Origin of the sequence: Pseudomonas syringae group sp. 243L2 (assembly GCF_032587875.1) — a bacterium.
Lineage (GTDB): Bacteria > Pseudomonadota > Gammaproteobacteria > Pseudomonadales > Pseudomonadaceae > Aquipseudomonas > Aquipseudomonas amygdali.
On record NZ_JAWHPL010000040.1, the window covers coordinates 1 to 22,488 of the forward strand.

Sequence of the window (22,488 nt, forward strand, 5' to 3'; positions counted from 1 at the left end):
CCGCACGATAGTCAGGTTATCGTTCCGCACGCTCCAGCGTGGGAATGCCGTGCGTGACGCTCCGCGTCACAGATCTGCGCCGCGCCGCGCATTCAAGATCGGACGCGGAGCGCCGCACGATAGTGTTTCCCTCAACTGGCCGCCGCAATCAACCCGCGCCGTTCCAGCGCCACTTGCGTCCCCTCCGAACTCATCCGCACCAGGTTCACCGGGATGGATTTGGCCGCAGGGGTGTTGCCGTGTTTATCCCGGTTGGCCAGTGGCAGCAGCCCGTTGGTTTCCGGGTAGTAGGCTGCGCAGCAGCCTTGCGGCACGTCGTAGGGGATGACTTTGAAACCCGGTGCACGCCGCGTCGTGGTCGGGTCGAGCGCTGTCTGAAACTCAATGTAGTCCCCGGCCTTCAGCCCCAGGCGTTCGATGTCCTGTGGGTTGAGCATCACCACCATGCGGTCGCCGTAGATATCCCGATAACGGTCATCGTTGGAATACACCGTGGTATTGAACTGGTCATGGCTGCGGATCGTCATCAACTGCAAATGCTCCGCGCCCGGCGGCGTGTCGTCTTCGTCGTAGACGCCTTCAGGAAAGAGAAAGTTGGCCTTGCCCGACTCGGTGTCCCACTTGCGCTCACTGGCGGCATTGGGCAATCGAAAACCTCCGGGTTCTAGGATGCGCTGATTGAAGTCATAAAACTGCTCGGGCAACACTTCTTCGATCTTGTCGCGAATCCTGGCGTAGTCGCCCACATAACTGTCCCAATCCACCTTGGGATTGGGCGCAAGCGTCGCTTTGGCGATACCGGCGATGATGGCGACTTCGGAAATCAGATGCTTCGACGCAGGCTCGAGCATGCCGGTCGAGCCGTGCACCATCGACATCGCGTCCTCCACCGTAATGGTCTGCGCCACGCCGTTCTGCAGGTCGCGTTCCGAACGCGCCACGCATGGCAGCAGAAAGGCCTTCTGACCATGCACCGTCGCGCTGCGGTTGAGTTTGGTGTTGACCAGCACCGTCATTTTCAAACGGCTGACGGTCGGGCAGATCACATCGGTGTCCGGAATGGCGCGGAATAAATTACCGCCCATGGAAATGAGTGCTTCCACCTCGCCACGCAACAGGGCTTCGCAGGTCTGGGCCACGGCATGGCCTTTTTTTCTGGACGCCTCGAAACCGAACACCTTGCTCATGCTGGCCAGAAACGGTTCGCCGGCCTTTTCATAGATGCCCATCGTCCTGTCGCCCTGTACGTTGGAATGCCCCCGCACCGGGCAAGCCCCCGCACCGAGCTTGCCGATGTTGCCGCGCAATAGCAGCAGGTTGATGATCTGCTGCATCGCATCACCGCCACGCTTGTGCTGAGTGATGCCCATCCCCCAGCAGCAGATGACCCCCTTCGAGCGCTTATAAACCGCAGCCACCTCTTCGATGGCCTGGCGCGTCAGGCCCGAATGGCGCTCGATGATGTCCCAGGGCAACTGTCGGCAATAATTGGCGTACTGCTCAAAACCATGGGTGTGTTCTTCAATGAACGCCACATCAAGGACGCGCGGCAGGTTTTCACGCTGCGCCACGTCGTCGGCTTCGATCACGGCCTTGCAAACGCCTTGCAGGGCGATCATGTCGCCGCCGATTCTCACTTGATGGTACTGCGAGCTGATCTCTACGCCATGAAGGCTGAGCATGTCGCGCGGGTCCTGCGGCGCCGCAAAGCGTACCAGCGCCCTTTCCCGCAGCGGGTTGAACGAGATGATGCTGGCACCCCGTTTTGCGGCCGCATGCAGCTCGGACATCATGCGCGGGCTGTTGCTTCCGGGGTTCTGACCAATGATGAAAATCGCGTCGGCGTTCTCGAAATCTTTCAGCGTCGTGGTGCCCTTGCCGACCCCGATCGACTCGGGCAGCGCCGCAGTGGTGGTTTCATGGCACATGTTCGAGCAGTCAGGGAAATTTGCCATGCCGTACAGCCGACCGAACAGCTGATACAGAAAGGCGGCTTCGTTCGACGTGCGCCCGGAGGTGTAAAGCTCCAGCTTCCACGGATCGCTCAGGCCGCGCAGCTCTGCGCCGATCTCGGCGAACGCTTCGTCCCAGGTGACGGGCAGGTATTTGTCTGTGGCGGCGTCGTAGCGCATCGGCTCGGTGATACGGCCTTCTGCTTCCAGCTCGTGATCGCTCCAGGTCGCCAGTTCGCTGACTGTATGCCGGGCGAAGAACTCAGGCGTCACGCGTTTTTTGGTCGATTCCCAAGCCAGTGCCTTGGCACCGTTCTCGCAGTATTCAAACGTGTGCGGTTTTTTTGGGTCCGGCCAGGAGCAGCTGGGGCAATCAAAGCCGCCGGGCTTGTTCATGGACAGCAGCGTGCGGTTGCCCTTGATCAGCACATGCTGGTGCAACAGGTGCTTGTTGACCGCACTGAGCGCAGGCCAGCCACCCGCAGGTGTGCCGTCGGTCTGTGATCCTTGAAGCGGGGCCCGGGAATTTTCCGATTCGGACATGGGGTGCGTTCTCTCTCATAAAGCCCGTGCAGGCATGAAGCTCGTGTGTCTGAGATGCACGGGCTCAGAGAGAATTCGTCCGAGTCGACGAGCGTTGCCGACCAGACAGGTCGGCAAGAGGTTCAGTCAGGGTCACACCCTGTTCAGGAGCGGTTCAGAAAAAGCTCAGGCCGACCTGAAACAGCCGCTCAACCTCGCGGATGCACTTCTTGTCCACAAGGAACATGATCACATGGTCACCGGATTCGATCACGGTGATGTCATGGGCGATGAGCACTTGTTCGTCGCGGATGATCGCACCGATTGCCGTGCCGGTCGGCAGGTTGATGTCCTTGATGGCGCGACCGACCACTTTGCTGGATTTCGGGTCGCCGTGCGCGACGATCTCGATGGCTTCGGCTGCACCGCGCCGTAACGAGTGCACGCTGACGATATCGCCCCGTCGTACATGAGCCAGCAGCGTGCCGATGGTTGCCAGTTGCGGGCTGACCGCCACATCAATCTCGCCGCCCTGGACCAGATCGACGTAGGCGGGGTTGTTGATCAGGGTCATCACCTTGCGTGCGCCCAGCCGTTTGGCCAGCAGCGACGACATGATGTTGGCTTCATCGTCGTTGGTCAGCGCCAGGAACAGGTCGGTATTGTTGATGTTTTCTTCCATCAGCAAATCACGGTCCGATGAGCTGCCCTGTAGCACCACCGTACTGTCCAGATGCTCCGACAGATAGCGGCAGCGCGCCGGGTTCACTTCGATGATCTTTACCTGATAGCGGCTTTCAATGGCTTCAGCCAGACGCTCGCCGATGTTGCCACCGCCTGCGATGACGATGCGCTTGTAGTTCTCGTCCAGACGCCTCAGCTCACCCATCACCGCACGAATATCGGCCTTGGCGGCGATGAAGAACACCTCGTCGTCGGCTTCGATGACCGTATCGCCGTGGGGCAGGATCGCCCGGTCGCGCCGATAGATCGCCGCGATACGGGTGTCGACATTGGGCATGTGCGCACGTAACTGGCGCAGCTGCTGGCCCACCAAGGCACCGCCGTAATAGGCTTTGACCGCGACCAGTTGTGCCTTGCCTTCAGCGAAATCGATGACCTGTAGCGCGCCGGGGTACTCGATCAGGCGCTTGATGTAATTGGTGACCACCTGTTCCGGGCTGATCAACACGTCGACCGGAATCGCGTTTTTATCGAACAGGCCCGCGCGTGTCAGGTACGCCGCTTCGCGGATGCGCGCGATCTTGGTCGGCGTGTGGAACAGCGTGTGGGCCACTTGGCAGGCGATCATATTGGCTTCGTCGCTGCTGGTCACCGCGACCAGCATGTCGGCGTCGTCCGCGCCCGCCTGGCGCAGGACTGCGGGATAGGAGCCCTTGCCCTGCACGGTACGGATGTCCAGGCGGTCGCCCAGATCGCGTAACCGGTCGCCATCGGTGTCGACCACGGTAATGTCGTTGGCTTCGCCCGCCAGATGCTCGGCCAGCGTACCGCCTACCTGACCTGCACCCAGAATGATGATTTTCACCTGCTTACTCCCGCGCCGCCTCGACCTTGATCCGCGATCTTGATCAGTTTGGCGTAGTAGAAACCGTCGTGGCCGCCTTGCTGGGCAAGCAGCTGGCGACCATGGGCTTGCTTGATACCTGCGGGTGGCTGTCCGGCCTGCCCGGCGATATCCAGTTCTCTGGCCCCGGAGGTACGGGCCAGAAACGCCTCGATGACGTCGGTGTTTTCGGTCGGCAGTGTCGAGCAGGTCGCGTACACCAGCATGCCCCCTACTTGCAGCGTAGGCCAAAGCGCGTCGAGCAGTTCGCCCTGCAGGCTAGCGAGCGCGGCGATGTCATCCAGTTGGCGGGTCAGCTTGATGTCCGGGTGGCGACGGATTACACCTGTCGCCGAGCATGGTGCGTCGAGCAGGATGCGCTGGAAAGGCTTACCGTCCCACCACTGCGCCGTTTCGCGGGCGTCGGCAGCGATCAGCTCGGCGTCCAGCCCCAGACGATCAAGGTTTTCACGCACGCGCACCAGGCGCTTGGCTTCGAGGTCCACCGCGACTACGCCGCTCAATTGCGGCTGCACTTCCAGCAAATGGCAGGTCTTGCCACCTGGCGCGCAGCACGCGTCGAGTACGCGTTGCCCGGGTGCGAGCTCCAGCAGGTCGGCGGCCAGTTGCGCGGCTTCGTCCTGAACGCTGATCCAGCCTTCGGTAAAGCCCGGCAGCGAGCGCACGTCGCAGGGCTCTGCAAGTACGATGCCGTCCTGACTGAAGGTGCACGCGCTGGCTTGCAGCCCAGCAGTGTTCAGCAGCTCGAGGTACTGATCGCGGCTGTTATGCCGACGGTTGACCCGCAAAATCATCGGCGGATGCGCATTGTTGGCTGCGCAGATCGCTTCCCATTGCTCCGGCCACGCCGCTTTCAGGGCTTTTTGCAACCAGCGCGGGTGGGCGGTGCGCACCACCGGGTCGTGTTCCAGCTCAATCAACAGCGCTTCGCCATCGCGTTGCGCGTTGCGTAGTACGGCGTTGAGCAAGCCTTTGGCCCACGGTTTTTTCAGCTTGTCAGCGCAGCCAACGGTTTCACCAATGGCCGCATGCGCAGGAATTCGGCTGTAAAACAGCTGGTAAAGACCTACCAGCAGCAACGCCTCGACGTCGGCATCGGCGGCCTTGAAGGGTTTTTGCAACAGTTTGGCCGCCAGTGCCGACAGGCGTGGCTGCCAGCGTGCGGTGCCGAACGCCAGATCCTGAGTCAGGCCGCGATCACGCACCTCGACCTTGTCCAGTTGCGTGGGCAGCGAACTGTTCAGCGATGCCTTGCCGCTGAGCACGGCAGCCAGTGCCTTGGCGGCGGCCAGACGCGGGTTCATTGGCCCAGCACCGTGCCGATGGCGAATTTCTCGCGACGGCTGTTGAACAGATCAGCAAAATTCAGCGGCTTGCCGCCCGGCAGTTGCAGACGGGTCAGGCGCAGGGCGTTCTGGCCGCAGGCGACGATCAGGCCGTCCTTGCTGGCGCTGAGTACAGTTCCCGGCGCGCCCTGCCCTTCGGCCAGATCGGCAGCCAGCACTTTCAGGGTTTCTTCGTTCAACGTGCTGTGGCAGATCGGCCACGGGTTGAAGGCGCGGATCAGACGTTCCAGCTCATCGGCCGAACGTGTCCAGTCGAGACGCGCCTCATCCTTGTTCAATTTATGAGCGTAATTGGCCAGGCTGTCGTCCTGAACCTCGCCGACCAACGAACCATCCGCCAGCCCTGCAATGGCCTGCAACACCGCTGGTGGGCCGAGTTCGGCAAGACGGTCATGCAGCGTTCCACCGGTGTCCTGTGCGGTGATCGGGGTGACAGCCTTGAGCAGCATCGGCCCGGTGTCCAGACCAGCTTCCATTTGCATCACGGTCACGCCGCTTTCGGCGTCGCCGGCCTGCACCACGCGCTGAATCGGCGCAGCTCCGCGCCAGCGTGGCAGCAGTGAGGCATGGCTGTTGATGCAGCCCAGACGCGGAATATCCAGCACCACTTGCGGCAGGATCAAGCCGTAGGCGACCACCACCATCAAATCAGGCTTGAGCGCGGCCAGTTCGGTCTGCGCGTCAGGGGCGCGTAGCGTGGGCGGCTGCATGACCGGGATGTCATGCTGCAGTGCCAGTTGCTTGACCGGGCTGGGCATCAGCTTTTGTCCACGACCGGCCGGGCGATCAGGCTGGGTGTACACGGCGACGATCTGGTAAGGGCTGTCTAGCAGGGCCTTGAGGTGTTCGGCGGCAAATTCCGGGGTGCCGGCGAAGACGATGCGCAGTGGCTCAGTCATGGGCTTCTCGTTGTAAAAAACAAAAAGGCCTTGTGCAGGCCTTTTGGAGGGACGAAGGATCAAGCGTTCAGCTTGTGCTGTTTCTCGAGTTTTTTCTTGATCCGGTCGCGCTTGAGGTTAGAGAGGTAATCAACGAACAGCTTGCCGTTCAGGTGATCGCACTCATGCTGGATGCAGATGGCGAGCAGGCCTTCGGCAACCAGTTCGTAAGGCTTGCCGTCACGGTCCAGCGCCTTGACGCGGACCTTTTGCGGGCGGTCGACGTTCTCGTAGAAACCGGGTACCGACAGGCAGCCTTCCTGATACTGATCCATTTCATCGGTCAGTTTTTCGATTTCAGGGTTGATGAAGACCATCGGTTCGCTGCGGTCTTCGCTCAGATCCATGACGACCACACGCTTGTGGACATTGACCTGCGTGGCTGCCAGCCCGATGCCGGGCGCTTCGTACATGGTTTCAAACATGTCGTCGACCAACTGGCGAATGCCTTCGTCTACCATCGCCACAGGTTTGGCGATGGTGCGCAGGCGCGAATCGGGAAATTCGAGGATGTTTAGAATGGCCATATACGTAAGAGCTGCACTGTTAAGGTAAAGTCAATGTTGGGTGCCGGGCCCGGGAGTTCAAGGCAGGCAGCCCAGGACAGGACTCTAGGGTTCGCGTGAGGCAACATGATAAAGGGATTCACCGCATGAGGAAATCACTACTCGCCCTGCTGCTGCTGACCGCCAGCGGTCTTGCTCAGGCGCAAGTGCAACTCAGGGAAGGCTATCCGCAGAGCTACACCGTTGTCGCCGGGGACACACTCTGGGACATTTCCGGCAAGTTTTTGCGTGAACCGTGGAAATGGCGCGAGATATGGCGGGCCAATCCGCAAGTCCATGATCCTGACCTGATCTACCCCGGTGACACCCTTGCGCTGACCTGGGTCGATGGTCAGCCGCGTGTGACGCTCAATCGGGGCGAGTCGCGCGGGACCATCAAATTGTCACCGCGTGTGCGCAGTACGCCGATGGTCGAGGCCATTCCGAGCATTCCGCTGGGGGCGATCAACGCATTCCTGATCAGCAATCGCATCGTCGACAATGCCGAGCAGTTCGAAAAGGCCCCCTACATCGTCGCGGGCAATGCCGAGCGCGTGCTCAGCGGTAGCGGTGACCGGGCCTATGCACGGGGCACGCTGGACCCGGCGCACACCGTCTACGGCATTTTCCGACAGGGCAAGACCTACACCGACCCACAGACCAAGGAAGTGCTGGGGATCAACGCGGATGACATCGGCAGCGCTGAAGTGGTTGCCTCCGAGGGCGACGTCTCGACCCTGGTTTTGCAGCGCTCTACGCAGGAAGTGCGCCTGGGCGACCGATTGTTCAGCAGCGAAGAGCGAGCGATCAACTCGACTTTCCTGCCCAGCGCCCCGCAAACGCCGATAGAAGGTTTGATTCTGGATGTGCCACGCGGCGTAACCCAGGTCAGCGTGCTGGATGTGGTCACTCTCAACAAAGGCAAACGTGACGGCCTGGCCGAGGGGAATGTGCTGGCGATCTACAAAACCAGCGAGACAGTGCGCGACCGGATCACCGGTGAACAGGTAAAAATCCCTGACGAACGGTCTGGCCTGCTCATGGTTTTCCGTACGTACGACAAGCTTAGTTACGCCTTGGTCCTGCAAGCCAACCGATCTTTGGCCATCATGGACAAGGTTCGAAATCCTTAAAGGTATGTTTCAGTTCTGCTACGGATTTGTGTGACGAGCCAGACACTTATCAAATTGTTGTCAACAGAGTTATCCACAGGTTTGTGCATCGTCTGAGATGCGCAATGGATCAGGGACGATCTCATGCCACTGTTCGAAAATGCCCTCTCTTCGCCAGCAGAGCTGGAAGCCCGTCTGCGCATGCATCGCTTGCCCGAGATCGGACCGAAACGCTTTTCCAGGCTGATCGAAGCCTTTGGTTCTGCGTCGTCTGCGCTGAGCGCACCGGCCAGTGCGTGGCGTGCGCTGGGTATTCCAGGTGCCTGCGCCGAGGCGCGTCGAGCCCCTTCCGTCAGGGACGGTGCGAGTGCTGCATTGGCCTGGCTGGAGTGTCCGGCCCAGCATTTGCTGATGTGGGACGACCCTTGCTACCCCGCGCTGCTGGCCGAAATCGCCGACCCTCCGCCGCTGATCTTCATTGCCGGCGACCCTTCAATCCTCGAGCGTCCGCAGTTGGGAATGGTCGGCAGTCGTCGCGCTTCCAGACCCGGGCTGGACACTGCCAGAGCTTTTGCGCGCAGCCTGGCGGGTGCCGGTTTTGTGATCACCAGCGGTCTGGCGCGCGGCATTGACGGAGCCGCGCATCAGGGCGCACTGGATGTCGGTGGGCATACAATCGGTGTGCTGGGCACCGGGCTTGAAAAACTTTATCCACAGCAGCATCGTGCGCTTGCAGCGCAGATGGCGGCACAAGGTGGCGCGGTGATTTCCGAGTTCCCGCTGGACGCTGAACCACAGCCCAGCAACTTCCCGCGGCGCAACCGAATCATCAGCGGCCTGTCGCTCGGCGTACTGGTGGTCGAGGCCAGTGTTGCCAGTGGCTCTTTGATTACCGCACGCCTGGCCGCTGAGCAAGGGCGAGAGGTTTATGCGATACCGGGTTCGATTCACCATCCGGGTGCCAAGGGTTGCCACCAGTTGATACGCGATGGCGCAACGCTGGTCGAGACCGTTGAGCACATTCTTGAAGGCTTGCAGCACTGGAAGAGCGTTGCGCCCGCTGCACCGCCCGAGACACCTGCCAAACCGGTGCCTTGCGACCATCCACTTCTGGCGCTGCTGCACGCTGCGCCGCATACCAGCGAGGGGTTATCGGTCTCCAGCGGCTGGCCGTTGCCCAAGGTACTGGCGGGCCTGACCGAGCTGGAACTGGACGGCAGAATAAGCTGTGAAGCGGGACGATGGTTCGCCAGAGCGCCCTGAGGTTAAACTGCCGTCAGGATTTAGCGGAGAGACAAACAATGGTCAGCAGTTGGCGTGTGCAACAAGCCGCTCAGGATATTCGAGCCGGTGCGGTGATTGCTTACCCGACCGAGGCAGTCTGGGGCCTGGGGTGTGATCCATGGGATGAAGAAGCGGTTTATCGTTTGCTGGCGATCAAGTCACGGCCAGTGGAAAAAGGCCTGATCCTGATCGCCGACAACATTCGCCAGTTCGACTTTCTGTTCGAAGACTTCCCCCAATTGTGGCTCGACCGCATGGCCAGCACCTGGCCAGGGCCCAATACCTGGCTGGTGCCGCATCAGAACCTGCTGCCCGAGTGGATTACTGGCATTCATGAAACCGTGGCGCTGCGCGTCACCGACCACCCTACGGTGCGCGAACTGTGCGCGTTGGTCGGCCCGTTGATTTCCACATCGGCCAACCCGGCAGGTCGCCCGGCTGCCCGTTCGCGATTGCGCGTCGAGCAGTACTTCCGGGGTCAGATCGACGGTGTGCTGGGCGGCAGCCTGGGCGGCCGCCGAAACCCCAGCGTGATCCGTGATATCGCGACCGGCCAGGTCATGCGCGCTGGCTGACGCAGGCTCAGGGAATCAGAATGGTCGAGCCAGTGGTGCGCCGAGCGGACAGCTCGGTTTGCGCCTTGGCGGCGTCCTTCAAGGCGTACTGCTGAATGTTGTCGACCTTGAGTTTGCCGCTGGCGAGCATGTCGAACAGCTCGTCAGCCATGGCTTGCAGGTTCTGCGCATTGTTTGCGTAGGTGCCCAGCGTCGGGCGGGTGACATACACCGAGCCCTTTTGCGCCAGAATCCCCAGATTCACACCTGAGACCGGTCCGGACGCATTGCCGAAGCTCACCACCAGCCCACGCGGTGCCACGCTGTCGAGCGAGGTCAGCCAAGTGTCCTGCCCCACGCCGTCGTAGACCACCGGGCACTTCTTGCCGTCGGTGAGCTCCAGCACACGTTTGGCGACGTCTTCGTGGCTATAGTCGATGGTTTCCCAGGCACCCAGCGCGTTGGCGTGAGCGGCCTTCTCCGGTGAGCTGACCGTGCCGATCAGCTTCGCGCCCAATGCCTTGGCCCACTGACAGGCCAACGAGCCAACACCACCCGCCGCCGCATGAAACAGAATGATCTCGCCCGGCTTCACCTGATAGGTCTGGCGCAACAGGTATTGCACGGTCAGGCCCTTGAGCATCAACGCAGCGGCCTGCTCGAAACTGACCGAGTCCGCCAGCTTCACCAGATTCGCCTCAGGCAGCACATGCACCTCGCTGTACGCACCCAGAGGCCCGGTGCCATAGGCGACACGATCACCGACCTTGAAGCGCGTCACCTCATCACCCACCGCCTCGACCACGCCTGCCCCTTCAGCACCAAGCCCGGAAGGCAACTCAGGCGCCGGATACAGCCCGCTACGGTAATAGGTATCAATGAAATTCAGGCCAATGGCCTTGTTGCGCACAACCACCGCTTGCGGCCCCGGAGCCTCCGGCTCGAAATCGACATATTCAAGAACCTCGGGTCCTCCGACAGTGCTGAACTGGATACGCTTTGCCATGTGCTCTCTCCTTGATGGTTAAAACAAGTTCCGAAAGCACCTATCGGACTCCTTCCCCCGGCCTTCGTCAACTGCCAGCCCGCGCTGCCGATGGTATGCTACGCGCCAATTTGCCTGCGCCTCTTTTGCTGCGGGGGCTCAGCCGTTTGACGTCAGCCGTAAGGGATCCTCATGAGTACCCGTACCGAGGCCGTAAAAGCCTACCTGCTCGACCTGCAAGACCGGATCTGCACCGCGCTCGAGCAGGAAGATGGCAACGCACACTTTGTGGAAGATGCCTGGACGCGTCCGGCGGGCGGCGGTGGTCGCACGCGGGTGATCGAGAATGGTGCGGTCATCGAGAAAGGTGGTGTCAATTTTTCCCACGTGTTCGGCAGCAACCTGCCGCCGTCGGCCAGTGCCCACCGGCCTGAGCTGGCCGGGCGTGGTTTCGAGGCGCTGGGCGTGTCGCTGGTGATTCACCCGCACAACCCGCATGTGCCGACGTCCCACGCCAATGTGCGGTTCTTCATTGCCGAGAAAGAAGGCGAGGAGCCGGTCTGGTGGTTTGGTGGCGGTTTCGATTTGACGCCCTACTATGGCGTCGAGGAAGACTGCGTACACTGGCACCGGGTGGCCGAACGCGCCTGTGCGCCCTTCGGCGACGATGTCTACCCGCGCTATAAGGCATGGTGCGACAGTTACTTCCACCTCAAGCATCGTGATGAGCCACGCGGTATCGGTGGTCTGTTTTTCGATGACGTGAACCAATGGGATTTCGATACCAGCTTTGCCTTCATCCGCGCCATCGGTGATGCGTTTATCAATGCCTACCTGCCGATCGTGCGTCGTCGCAAGGCCGCGGCCTATACGGTGCAGCAGCGCGAGTTTCAGGAATTCCGTCGGGGGCGCTACGTCGAGTTCAACCTGGTGTACGACCGCGGCACGCTGTTCGGTCTGCAATCGGGTGGCCGTACCGAATCGATCCTTATGTCGCTGCCGCCGCAAGTGCGCTGGGGTTATGACTGGAAAGCCGCTCCGGGCAGTGAGGAGGCGCGTCTGACCGAATACTTCCTGACTGATCGCGACTGGCTGGCGGACAACTGATGGATCGGTACGTCGTCTTCGGTAACCCCATTGGCCACAGCAAGTCGCCGTTGATTCATCGCCTGTTCGCCGAGCAAACCGGGCAGGCGCTGGATTACCAGACGTCGCTGGCACCTTTGGATGATTTCACCGCATTTGCCCAGGCGTTTTTCCAGACCGGACGTGGTGCCAACGTGACTGTGCCGTTCAAGGAAGAAGCCTATCGCCTCGCTCATAGCCTGACCGAGCGCGGGCAGCGTGCGGGAGCCGTGAACACCTTGAGCAAGCTCGATGACGGTACGCTGCTGGGTGACAACACCGACGGTGCCGGGCTGGTGCGCGACCTGACAGTCAATTGCGGGCGTAGCCTGCGTGGTCAGCGCATTCTGTTGCTGGGTGCGGGTGGTGCTGTGCGTGGCGCGCTGGAGCCTTTGCTGGCGGAGCAACCCTCAGTGCTGGTGATTGCCAATCGCACCGTTGAAAAAGCCGAACGACTGGCTCAGGAATTTGCGGATCTTGGCCCTGTGTTTGCCAGCAGCTTCGACTGGCTTGAAGAGCCAGTGGACGTGATCATCAATGCCACCTCTGCCAGTCTGGCCGGAGAGCTGCCACCGATTTCCCCGAGCCTTATCCAGCCCGGTGCGACCTTCTGCTACGACATGATGTACAGCAAAGAGCCCACCGCCTTTTGCCGCTGGGCCACTGAACAGGGTGCGGCACAGTCGGTTGATGGCTTGGGTATGCTGGTGGAGCAGGCGGCAGAAGCTTTCCTGCTATGGCGCGGCGTGCGCCCGGACTCGGCTCCGGTACTGGCCGAGTTGCGCAGGCTGCTGGCGGCTGGTTGACTGAGAGACTATCGTGCCAATGCTCCGCGTTGGCATGCCGTTCTGGACGCTCCGCGTCCTCTTGCAACGCAGAGCGTCGGGACGATGAGTTATGGCTCAATCCTCAAACAGAATCGGGCAGTTCTGCGGCCCTTCCAGCTTGTGCAATTCCTCGATCACTTGCGGCCTGGCATTGCGCAGGATCAGTAATCGCCCCTGACGGCCCAGACGTCTCGCTTCCTGATGAAGCATTTCCACGCCTGAGTAATCGATGAAGTTGATCTGCTGCGCATCGATTACCACACGCAGCCCTTCAGTGCGTTGCAGGCGGGTTTGCAGGTAGTGGCTGGCACCGAAGAAGATCGAGCCGCCGACCCGCAGCACATCCTCATCGCCTTCGCGCCATTGCTGCACGCGCGGTTGTGAAGTGCGTTTGAGGTAGAAGAACAGCGAGGCCAGCACACCGGCATAAATCGCGGTTTGCAGCTCCAGCAGCAGGGTGGCCAGACAGGTCAGCGCCATCACGAAAAACTCGGCGCGGCTGACACGGAACAGTGCGCGAATGCCACGACGATCCACCAGGCCCCAGCAGATCAGCAGAATTGAGGCGGCCATGGCCGGGATTGGAATGTGCGAGATCAACGAGGCTCCGGCGACCGCGAACAATGCCACCCATAGTGCCGAAAAAACGCCCGCCAACGGCGAACGCGCACCCGCCTCGTAACTCAGCGCCGCACGGGTGAACGAGCCCGCTGACAGGTAGCCGGAAAACAGCGAGCCGACCATATTCGACAGACCTTGCGCACGGACTTCCTGATTGGCGTTGAGCATCTGCTGCGAACGTGCCGACAGCGAGCGGGCAATCGACAGGCTGTTGACCAGCCCCAGCATGCCCACCGCCACTGCTGTCGGCAGCAGCTTGAGGATCAGCTCAAGGTCCAGCGGTAGCGGGCTGAAAGGCGGTAGATGGCCAACGAAGGCACTGACCACACGGACATGGCCGAACATCGCCGGCCACAGCCACACCAACAGGCTGCTCGATACCAATGCAATCAATAAGGTTGGCCAGCGGGGCACCAGGAGTTTGAGCCCGATGCCCAGCGCCAGGGTCAACAGGCCCAGTGTCAGTGAAGGTAGATCGACCTCTCCACGATGTTCTAACACGGCGGTCAGGCTTCTAAGGGCGGTGGTCTGACTCGGCAGGTCAATGCCCAGCAGATTGGGCATCTGCCCGAGTGCAATGACTATTGCAGCGCCCAGTGTGAAACCGAGCACCACTGAGTGCGAAACGAAATTCACCAGCGCACCGAAGCGCATCATCCCCAGCAATAGCTGGAATATACCGGCGATGAACGTCAGCAGCAGGATCAACATTATGTAGTCCTGACTGGCCGGAACGGCGAGCGGACTGACACTGGCATACAGCACGATGGAAATAGCCGCAGTCGGCCCACAGATGAGGTGCCAGGACGAGCCCCACAGGCAGGCGATCAGAACAGGAACAATGGCGGCGTACAGACCGTACTCCGGAGGCAGCCCGGCGATGAGTGCGTAAGCGATGGACTGCGGCAGGGCCAGAATGGCACCGCTCAGGCCCACCAGCGCATCACGCCCGACACTGGCGCGGCTCTGCTGCGGCAGCCAGGCTAGAAACGGTAGAATTTTATGGCGATTTAGCCAGCGCATCGGTCCCTCGAGTGAATTGAACGTAGAGGACGCAGAGCGTCCAGAACGGCATACCCACGCGGAGCATGGGCACGATAGTCGGACACCTATCGTTCCTCACGCTCCAGCGTGGGAATACCTTGGATGACGCCCCGCGTCACAGATCTGCGCCACGCTGCGCACTCAAGACCTTACGCCTACAACCTGGCCTTCACCGCCGCCAGCCCATCCTTGCCATCAAACGTCTTCACGCCCTCCAGCCACGTGTCCAGCACTGCGGGATTGGCCTTGATCCAGGCCTTTGCCGCTGCGCTGTTGCTGACCTTGCTGTTCGCCACTTCGGCCATGATGCTGTTTTCCATGTCCAGGGTGAAGCTCAGATTGGTCAGCAGCTTGCCGACGTTCGGACAGGCTTGCGCATAACCCTTGCGAGTCAGGGTGAAGACCGAGCCGGTATCGCCAAAGTATTTCTCGCCGCCCTTGAGGTAATGCATACCTTTGATCTGCACGTTCATCGGATGCGGGGTCCAGCCGAGGAAGACCACAAACGCTTTCTTCTTCACATTGCGATTGACCTCGGCGAGCATCGCGGTCTCGCTCGACTCGACCAGCTTCCATTTGCCCAGATCGAATTCATTCTTCTTGATGATCTCCTGCAGCGACAGGTTGGCAGGTGCGCCAGAGCCAATGCCATAGATCTTCTGGTCGAACTTGTCAGCGAATTTATTCAGGTCGGCAAAATCATGCACGCCGGCGTCCCACACATAGTCCGGCACGGCCAGGGTGAACTCGGTGCCTTCAAGGTTCCTGGCCAATTGCGTCACATCGCCGGTCGCCACGAACTTGTCGTAAAAGCCCTGCTGCGCCGGCATCCAGTTACCCAGAAAAACATCCAGCTTGCCGTCTTTCAGGCCGCCATAGGCAATCGGCACGGCCAGGGTGTCGACCTTGGCCTTGTAGCCCAGACCTTCAAGCACCACGCTGGCGATAGCATTGGTGGCCCCAATGTCACTCCAGCTCGGATCGGCCATTTTCACGGTGCTGCAACTTGCGTCCTCTGCCTGCGCCGCAAGGCTGCCGAATGCCATGACCGCGACCGCAACGGCTGTGGATAACTTCTTCATTGATGTACCCCTTTTGATTTTTTTGGTGTGGGCAGGGTCAAGGTTGCGGAAAACGTGCCTTACGCTCCAGATCGTCCAGATCAATATGGTTGCGCATGTACTGCTGACTGGCGTCGACCAGTGGCTGGTGATCCCAACTCTTCAGCTTGCCGGTTGCCAGCGATTTGGCGACGAAGCGCCTTCTGCGCTGGCTGGCGAGCACCTGTTGGTGTATCGCCGGGATATCCCACTTGGCTCGAGCTTCAGCCAGGAAGTCATTGAACAGCTTTTCATGGGCGGGTGACTGGCTCAGATCATTCTGCTCTTTCGGGTCCTTCTTCACATCGAAGAGCAGGCACGGGTCCTGCTCCGAATAGATGAATTTGTAAGTGCCGCGACGGATCATCATCAACGGGCTGGTCGTGCCTTCGGCCATGTACTCGCCGAACACCTCATCGTGCCCGCCCTTGCGTTTCAGGTGCGGCATCAGAGAGCGTCCGTCCAGTGGCAACCCTGCGTCCAGTTTGCCGTTGGCCATTTCGACAAAGGTCGGCAGCAAGTCGGCAGTCGACACCGACGCACTGACCCGCCCTGGCTTGAACTGGCCCGGCGAATACACCACCAACGGCACGCGGGCGGCCATTTCGAACCAGTGCATTTTGTACCAGAGGCCCTTCTCGCCCAGCATGTCGCCGTGATCGCCGGAGAACACCACGATGGTGTCTTCCGCCAGCCCGACTTCATCCAGCGTCTGCATCAGCTTGCCGACGTTGAGGTCGATGTAGCTGCACGCGCCAAAGTAGGCGCGGCGCGCATCACGAATCTTGTCGGTCGGCATGGGCTTGTCCCACAGGTCATAGACCTTGAGCAGCCGTTGCGAATGCGGGTCCAGCGCGGCCTGATTGGCGTGCGGCGGCGGCATCGGGATCTCTTCGTCGGCGTACAGGTCCCAGAACGGCTTGGGAATGGTGTACGGATCATGAGGATGAGTCATGGAAACGGTCAGGCAGAAAGGCACATCACCGTCCTGGCGTACGTAGTCGTACAGATACTGCTGGGACTTGAACAGCACTTCTTCATCGAAATCCAGCTGGTTGGTACGAATGCACGGGCCGGCCTGCAACACTGAGGACATGTTGTGATACCAGCTCGGACGCACGTCCGGCTCGTCCCAGTTGACCGACCAGCCATAGTCGGCCGGGTAAATGTCACTGGTCAGGCGCTCTTCGTAACCGTGCAGCTGATCCGGCCCACAGAAATGCATCTTGCCTGCCAGAGCGGTCTTGTAGCCCAGCGCACGCAGATAGTGAGCGTAGGTTGGAATATCAGCTGGGAAATCGGCTGCGTTGTCGTACGCGCCGATCTTGCTTGGTAGCTGACCGCTGACCAGTGTGAAACGCGATGGCGCGCACAGAGGACTGTTGCAATACGCTGAATCGAACACCACGCCGTCGGCAGCAAGGCGGCTCAGATTCGGCATCAGGATTGGAGACCGGGAGTAAAACGGCAACATTGGCGCGGCCATTTGATCGGCCATGATGAACAGAATATTTTTGCGCTTCATGTAATCGCTGCATCCCATTGTGAAAAGTTATGCGAAAGTGTTGGGTATGAGGATGAAGTCGTCGTGTTTGATAGTAAAGCCCATGCGCAGCAATGCCTAGGATAAGCACCGCTTATGTTTGAAGCTTTTGGCGACATGTCTCTCGACCTGCTACGTGCCTTTGAAGTCGCGGCTCGCTTGCGCAGCTTCACTGCGGCGGCTATCGAACTGGGTACTACCCAGCCTGCCGTCAGCCAGCAGATCAAGCGCCTTGAAGAACAGCTGGCCACCCGCCTGTTTGACCGGATCTATCGCGGCATCGAGCTTACCGAAGCCGGTGAAATATTGTTCAGCCATGTGCAGGCTGGCCTGCAATCCATCGACAGCGGACTGATAGCGATCACCGAACAGCACCAGCACGAAGTGCTTCAAGTGGCGACCGACTTTGCCTTCGCCGCCTACTGGCTGATGCCGCGTCTGCACCGTTTCCACAAGGTCAACCCGGACGTGGATGTCAGCCTGGTCACCAGCGAGCGTACCCACAGCATGTTACGCGCAGATATCGACGTTGCCGTACTGTTCGGCGACGGGCGCTTCAAGCAAGGCGAAAGCCATTGGCTGTTCAGCGAAGAAGTCTTTCCAGTGTGCAGCCCGCAACTGATCACGGGTCGCCAGACGCCGCTGCCCAACGAGGCACTGCGCGACTTTCCGCTCTTGCACCTGCGCGGCGAAAGCAGCAACAACTGGTTCGACTGGGCGGGCGTATTCCGCGCCCTCGACATCCCCCAGGCCCCTACCCCCGGCCAGCTGCGTTTCGACAACTACACCCTGCTCATCCAGGCTGCGATTGGCGGACAAGGCATCGCCATCGGCTGGAAACACCTGGTCGACGACCTCCTCGACCAAGGCCTGCTCTGCCGCCCCATCGCCGGAGCCGCCATTTCCGGCCAGGGCTATTACGTGGTTTTGCCCCAGCGCAAACGGCGCGTGCAAATCGTTCAGCAGTTCTTGGACTGGCTGGCGAGTGAGCAGGCGTTGAGCGGGGTTTCGCTGGCGGGCAGGCCGTTGCCGTCGATTGCGGTGTAAGCAGGCGTTCATTTTTTGGTCAGGAAGGACTCATACATGCAAGACACCCACGGCTACCACGCCCATATCTATTTCAACGCCCAGACCCTGGACCAGGCCCGAGCCCTGTGCGAAGCCGCGACCGAGAAATTTGCGCTGCAGATGGGCCGCGTTCACCAAAAGCTGGTTGGGCCGCATCCGGACTGGAGTTGCCAGTTGGCGTTTGGGCATGAGCAGTTGGCTGACGTCACTTTATGGCTCGCGCTTAATCGCGATGGATTGGTGGTTTTTCTGCATCCGTTGACGGGCGATGAGCTGCGCGACCATACCGACCATGCCATCTGGATGGGCGCGGTTCGGCCTTTGAATCTGGGCGCTCTAAGTGGCTGATAGCCAGCTTCTCGGCCGTTTTCCTTCAGCAATTACAAGCGCATTCCTCGTCGAAAAGATCGGTGTAAGATAGCTCCGCTGAAAAATGACCACTCGGTCCGTTGCAGCGCAAATTTCAACAAAATGGTCATGCATACGCGTCAACATCGATAAGCCGCCTTTCACGGGCTGCCTGAAATGAATGCTGAAAGACCAGACAGAGGATCATCAGAAATGCCGGATCTACTCATCGACGGTAAGACCCTTCACTACACTGACCAAGGCACCGGGCCGGTTGTCTTGCTCGGTCACAGTTACCTTTGGGACAAGGCGATGTGGAGTGCGCAGATCGACACGCTGACCAGCCGGTATCGGGTGATTGTGCCGGACCTTTGGGGGCATGGAGATTCCAGCGGTTTTCCGGAAGGCACCCGCAATCTCGATGATCTCGCCCGTCATGCGCTGGCGCTGCTGGATCATTTGAATATCGAGCGTTGCAGCATCGTCGGGCTGTCGGTGGGCGGCATGTGGGGTGCGATTGCTGCGCTGCTCGCGCCAGAGCGGATCACCGGGCTGGTGCTGATGGACACTTATCTGGGCAAAGAGTCGGAAGCCAAGAAAGCCTACTATTTCTCGTTGCTCGACAAGCTGGAAGAGGCCGGTGCCTTTCCTGAGCCGCTGTTGGACATTGTGGTGCCGATCTTCTTCCGGCCTGGCATTGACCCGCAATCGCCGGTGTATCAGGCGTTCCGCTCCGCATTGGCGGGTATGAATGCAGAGCAGTTGCGCCAGACTGTCGTACCTCTGGGGCGAATGATCTTTGGTCGTGACGATCGGCTTGGGTTGATAGAGCAATTGAATGCAGACACCACGCTGGTAATGTGTGGCGATGCTGACATCCCGCGTCCGCCTGAAGAAACCCGTGAGATGGCCAGCCTGATTGGCTGCCCTTACGTGCTGGTGCCTGAAGCGGGTCATATCGCCAATCTGGAAAACCCGGATTTTGTGTCAGGGGCGCTGATGACGTTTTTGGCGCGGGTTAATCAGCAGCAGGGTTGAGGTGGGCTGGTTTCTGCGCTGGGCCCTCAAGATCGGACGCGGAGCGTCCAGAACGGCATGCGACGCGGAGCGTCGCACGATAGTTGGATGATCGTTCCGCACGCTCCAGCGTGGGAATGCCGTTCGTGACGCTCCGCGTCACAAGTCTGTGTGTCACCGCGCATTCAAGGGCGTCAGCAGACCATCAATTCAACACACCATCCAGAATCGCGTAAACAATTCCCGAACCCACGGCGATCAGTACGACGTCGGTGCCCAGGCGGCGCCATTCGTAGCCGTCATAATGTGGCAGGTATTGCAGCGAGCGGCTGTCCAGGCGTTTACCGTAACCAGGTGGCAACGGACGGCCTTTGGCGATGTGTACACCAGGTGGCAGCGGCTGGCCTCGGCCGATGACGTCGCGGTGCTGCTGGAAGGTCTCGCGTACCGGGCCGAAATCCTGCGGTGGGCGGTTGCCGCCACGGTTGTCCTGATGGGCCTGTCTGCCTGGCTGACTGGCCGGGCCTTTATCCGGACCTCGGCCATTGTCATTGCCAGGGCCACGGTCATTGCCACGCTCGTTATGCCCGCCGTTGTTCTGCGGTCCCTGCTGCTGGCCGCCGCGGTTGTCGTCCGGGCCATTACCGCGCTGGTCAGGCGGCGCCGCTTGCAATAGCGGGCTGGCGCTGATCATCAAGATACCCAGCCCGGTGATAAAACGGTTTGGCAGTTTCATGGTGCTTCCTCAGCTTCACTCAATGCAGCAAAAAGGGGTTCATGACATTGGTCATGAACCCCTTGTGTCGTGCTACATAGAACCGCTGATAGCGCTTTGATTCCTCTGTATCAGAAACTTTACCCTCAGCCGAAGCGTGCGTTACGTACGCCTTCGGCCAATGCGGCGCACAGAGTCAACACGCCATCGATTGCCTTTTCAGGCGACTCGGCAGTGGCGATCTTATCGACGAACGCCGAGCCCACTACAACGCCGTCTGCCAGACGAGCAATGGCCGCTGCCTGCTCGGGTGTGCGGATACCGAAACCGACGCTGATCGGCAGGCTGGTGTGGCGACGCAGGCGTGCGATGGCTTCAGTAACGTGCTCGGTGGTCGCCGAGCCAGCACCAGTTACACCGGCAACCGACACGTAGTAGACAAACCCGGAGCTGCGCTCCAACACACGCGGCAAGCGCGCATCGTCGGTGGTTGGCGTGGTCAGGCGGATGAAGTCGATACCGGATGCCTGAGCAGGCGTTGCCAGTTCGGCGTCGTGCTCAGGAGGCAGGTCAACGATGATCAGACCGTCGACGCCCGCTTCTTTTGCCTGCGCCACGAAGGCTTCGACGCCAAAGCGGTGGATCGGGTTGTAGTAACCCATCAGCACAATCGGCGTGGTCTGATCGTCGACACGGAATTCGCTGACCATCTGCAGGGTTTTCTGCAGGGTCTGGCCCGCGTCCAGAGCGCGTAGCGTAGCGAGCTGAATCGCCACACCGTCTGCCATCGGATCAGTGAACGGCATGCCCAACTCGATCACGTCAGCACCCGCAGCAGGCAAGCCCTTCAGGACTTGCAGCGAGGTGTCGTAGCCTGGGTCGCCGGCGGTGATGAAAGTGACCAGCGCCGCACGACCTTCGGTTTTCAGCTGGGCGAAACGTTGTTCGAGACGGCTCATACCAGCTTCTCCTGAGTTTTTTCGGCGGCTGCCATATGGTTCATGACGGTTTGCATGTCTTTGTCACCGCGCCCGGACAGGCACACGACCATCAGGTGGTCGTCGCGCAGGTTGGTTGCCCGCTTCATGGCTTCGGCCAGTGCGTGAGCGGTTTCCAGTGCCGGGATGATGCCTTCGAGCAGGCAGCATTGATGGAAGGCATCCAGCGCTTCGTCATCGGTGATGCTGACGTACTCGACGCGCTTCACTTCGTGCAGGAAGGCGTGCTCCGGGCCGATACCCGGATAGTCCAGACCAGCAGAGATCGAGTGCGCGTCTGTGATCTGACCGTCGCCATCCTGGAGCAGGTAGGTACGGTTGCCGTGCAGCACGCCCGGTACGCCGCCATTGAGGCTGGCCGCGTGCTTGTCGGTATCCACGCCGTGACCGCCCGCTTCAACGCCGATGATTTCTACGCTGGCGTCATCGAGGAACGGATGGAACAGGCCCATGGCGTTGGAGCCGCCACCCACGCAGGCGATCAGGCTGTCCGGCAGACGACCTTCCTTCTCCTGCATCTGCTCTTTGGTTTCCTTGCCGATGATGGCCTGGAAATCACGCACCATCGCCGGATACGGATGCGGACCTGCCACAGTGCCGATCAGGTAGAAGGTGTCGTCGACGTTGGTCACCCAGTCACGCAGGGCTTCGTTCATCGCATCTTTCAGGGTGCCGGTGCCGGAAGTGACCGGCACGATTTCAGCGCCCAGCAGCTTCATGCGGAACACGTTGGCCTGCTGACGTTCGATGTCGGTCGCGCCCATGTAGATCACGCAAGGCAAGCCAAAGCGCGCCGCGACGGTAGCGGTAGCAACGCCGTGCATGCCCGCGCCGGTTTCCGCAATCAGGCGTTTTTTGCCCATGCGCTTGGCCAGCAATACCTGGCCGATGCAGTTGTTGATCTTGTGCGCGCCGGTGTGGTTCAGCTCTTCGCGCTTGAAGTAGATCTTCGCGCCGCCACAGAATTCGGTCAGGCGCTCGGCGAAGTACAGCGGGTTTGGACGGCCCACGTAATCGCGCTGGAAGTAGGCCATTTCCTTGGCGAACTCCGGGTCGGCCTTGGCGGCTTCGTACTCGCGGTTGAGGTCTAGCACCAGCGGCATCAGGGTTTCAGCCACGTAGCGGCCGCCGAATGAGCCGAACAGGCCGTTGGCGTCGGGGCCGCTGCGGAAGTTGGTCTGGGTCATGAAGTGCTCCAGTTGCAGTATTGGGCGAATGAATTGAGCCGGATCGGCAATGGGTCCACTTTAACCAGC

20 protein-coding genes are annotated in these 22,488 nt (G+C 60.4%); 8 read left to right on the forward strand and 12 right to left on the reverse strand.

Annotated features, from left to right (window positions below):
* Positions 1 to 131: 131 nt before the first annotated feature.
* The 5 genes from RYB66_RS23050 to def all read right to left on the reverse strand — a co-directional run bounded on the left by RYB66_RS23050 (position 132) and on the right by def (position 6,873).
* Entirely contained in the window at positions 132 to 2,495 is a 2,364-nt protein-coding gene (locus tag RYB66_RS23050) for an FdhF/YdeP family oxidoreductase (protein WP_316895547.1), read from the reverse strand.
* 154 nt (positions 2,496 to 2,649) lie between these two features.
* Entirely contained in the window at positions 2,650 to 4,023 is a 1,374-nt protein-coding gene (gene trkA, locus RYB66_RS23055) for a Trk system potassium transporter TrkA (protein WP_005732751.1), read from the reverse strand.
* Positions 4,020 to 5,366 (reverse strand): 16S rRNA (cytosine(967)-C(5))-methyltransferase RsmB, encoded by a 1,347-nt coding sequence (gene rsmB, locus RYB66_RS23060; RefSeq protein ID WP_117139776.1) that lies wholly within the window; start codon positions 5,364 to 5,366, stop codon positions 4,020 to 4,022. The genes trkA and rsmB overlap by 4 nt, the downstream gene beginning before the upstream one ends.
* Positions 5,363 to 6,307: a methionyl-tRNA formyltransferase gene (gene fmt, locus RYB66_RS23065; protein WP_316895549.1), complete on the reverse strand. Its 945-nt coding sequence runs from the start codon at positions 6,305 to 6,307 to the stop codon at positions 5,363 to 5,365. Before fmt ends, rsmB begins: the two co-directional genes overlap by 4 nt.
* Positions 6,308 to 6,366: 59 nt before the next feature.
* A complete protein-coding gene (gene def / locus RYB66_RS23070) occupies positions 6,367 to 6,873 on the reverse strand; it encodes a peptide deformylase (protein ID WP_005732754.1) in 507 nt (168 codons plus the stop codon).
* A gap of 125 nt (positions 6,874 to 6,998) precedes the next feature.
* Here def and RYB66_RS23075 point away from each other — a divergent pair, with 125 nt between their 5' ends.
* From RYB66_RS23075 to RYB66_RS23085, 3 genes are all read left to right on the forward strand, one after another.
* Complete coding sequence (locus RYB66_RS23075) at positions 6,999 to 8,024, forward strand: LysM peptidoglycan-binding domain-containing protein (RefSeq protein WP_002551334.1); 1,026 nt, start codon at positions 6,999 to 7,001, stop codon at positions 8,022 to 8,024.
* A gap of 123 nt (positions 8,025 to 8,147) precedes the next feature.
* Entirely contained in the window at positions 8,148 to 9,266 is a 1,119-nt protein-coding gene (dprA, locus tag RYB66_RS23080; RefSeq protein WP_054089085.1) for a DNA-processing protein DprA, read from the forward strand.
* Between the two features lie 38 nt (positions 9,267 to 9,304).
* On the forward strand, positions 9,305 to 9,862 hold the full coding sequence (locus tag RYB66_RS23085) for an L-threonylcarbamoyladenylate synthase (protein ID WP_004662860.1): 558 nt from the start codon (positions 9,305 to 9,307) through the stop codon (positions 9,860 to 9,862).
* Positions 9,863 to 9,869: 7 nt separating this feature from the next.
* Here the strand turns inward: RYB66_RS23085 and RYB66_RS23090 are convergent, their stop codons facing one another.
* Entirely contained in the window at positions 9,870 to 10,847 is a 978-nt protein-coding gene (locus RYB66_RS23090; RefSeq protein ID WP_057405202.1) for an NADPH:quinone reductase, read from the reverse strand.
* Positions 10,848 to 11,018: 171 nt separating this feature from the next.
* Here RYB66_RS23090 and hemF point away from each other — a divergent pair, with 171 nt between their 5' ends.
* Both hemF and aroE read left to right on the forward strand, forming a co-directional pair.
* Complete coding sequence (gene hemF, locus RYB66_RS23095; RefSeq protein WP_002551339.1) at positions 11,019 to 11,933, forward strand: oxygen-dependent coproporphyrinogen oxidase; 915 nt, start codon at positions 11,019 to 11,021, stop codon at positions 11,931 to 11,933.
* Positions 11,933 to 12,757, forward strand: a complete 825-nt coding sequence (aroE, locus tag RYB66_RS23100; RefSeq protein WP_316895551.1) for a shikimate dehydrogenase — start codon at positions 11,933 to 11,935, stop codon at positions 12,755 to 12,757. The genes hemF and aroE overlap by 1 nt, the downstream gene beginning before the upstream one ends.
* A 96-nt stretch (positions 12,758 to 12,853) precedes the next feature.
* Here the strand turns inward: aroE and RYB66_RS23105 are convergent, their stop codons facing one another.
* The 3 genes from RYB66_RS23105 to betC all read right to left on the reverse strand — a co-directional run bounded on the left by RYB66_RS23105 (position 12,854) and on the right by betC (position 17,068).
* Positions 12,854 to 14,422 carry a SulP family inorganic anion transporter gene (locus RYB66_RS23105; protein WP_316895553.1) on the reverse strand — a complete coding sequence of 523 codons (1,569 nt, stop codon included), beginning with the start codon at positions 14,420 to 14,422 and terminating at the stop codon, positions 12,854 to 12,856.
* Positions 14,423 to 14,598: 176 nt separating this feature from the next.
* The gene (locus RYB66_RS23110; RefSeq protein WP_316895555.1) at positions 14,599 to 15,525 is read right to left on the reverse strand and encodes a choline ABC transporter substrate-binding protein; all 927 of its coding nucleotides are present in this window, start codon (positions 15,523 to 15,525) and stop codon (positions 14,599 to 14,601) included.
* Positions 15,526 to 15,562: 37 nt separating this feature from the next.
* The gene (gene betC, locus RYB66_RS23115) at positions 15,563 to 17,068 is read right to left on the reverse strand and encodes a choline-sulfatase (RefSeq protein ID WP_316895557.1); all 1,506 of its coding nucleotides are present in this window, start codon (positions 17,066 to 17,068) and stop codon (positions 15,563 to 15,565) included.
* A gap of 114 nt (positions 17,069 to 17,182) precedes the next feature.
* Between betC and RYB66_RS23120 the strand changes: the two genes are divergently transcribed.
* The 3 genes from RYB66_RS23120 (at position 17,183) to RYB66_RS23130 (ending at position 19,540) form a co-directional block, all read left to right on the forward strand.
* Positions 17,183 to 18,133, forward strand: a complete 951-nt coding sequence (locus RYB66_RS23120) for a choline sulfate utilization transcriptional regulator (RefSeq protein ID WP_316895559.1) — start codon at positions 17,183 to 17,185, stop codon at positions 18,131 to 18,133.
* 36 nt (positions 18,134 to 18,169) lie between these two features.
* Positions 18,170 to 18,502 (forward strand): DOPA 4,5-dioxygenase family protein, encoded by a 333-nt coding sequence (locus tag RYB66_RS23125; RefSeq protein ID WP_005743933.1) that lies wholly within the window; start codon positions 18,170 to 18,172, stop codon positions 18,500 to 18,502.
* A gap of 213 nt (positions 18,503 to 18,715) precedes the next feature.
* The gene (locus RYB66_RS23130; RefSeq protein WP_316895561.1) at positions 18,716 to 19,540 is read left to right on the forward strand and encodes an alpha/beta fold hydrolase; all 825 of its coding nucleotides are present in this window, start codon (positions 18,716 to 18,718) and stop codon (positions 19,538 to 19,540) included.
* 184 nt (positions 19,541 to 19,724) lie between these two features.
* On the opposite strand, the gene RYB66_RS23135 is transcribed toward RYB66_RS23130, so the two are convergent.
* From RYB66_RS23135 to trpB, 3 genes are all read right to left on the reverse strand, one after another.
* The gene (locus tag RYB66_RS23135) at positions 19,725 to 20,255 is read right to left on the reverse strand and encodes an anti-virulence regulator CigR family protein (protein ID WP_316895563.1); all 531 of its coding nucleotides are present in this window, start codon (positions 20,253 to 20,255) and stop codon (positions 19,725 to 19,727) included.
* Positions 20,256 to 20,380: 125 nt separating this feature from the next.
* On the reverse strand, positions 20,381 to 21,193 hold the full coding sequence (gene trpA / locus RYB66_RS23140; RefSeq protein ID WP_316895566.1) for a tryptophan synthase subunit alpha: 813 nt from the start codon (positions 21,191 to 21,193) through the stop codon (positions 20,381 to 20,383).
* The gene (gene trpB / locus RYB66_RS23145) at positions 21,190 to 22,419 is read right to left on the reverse strand and encodes a tryptophan synthase subunit beta (protein WP_002551347.1); all 1,230 of its coding nucleotides are present in this window, start codon (positions 22,417 to 22,419) and stop codon (positions 21,190 to 21,192) included. Before trpB ends, trpA begins: the two co-directional genes overlap by 4 nt.
* Positions 22,420 to 22,488: the final 69 nt, after the last annotated feature.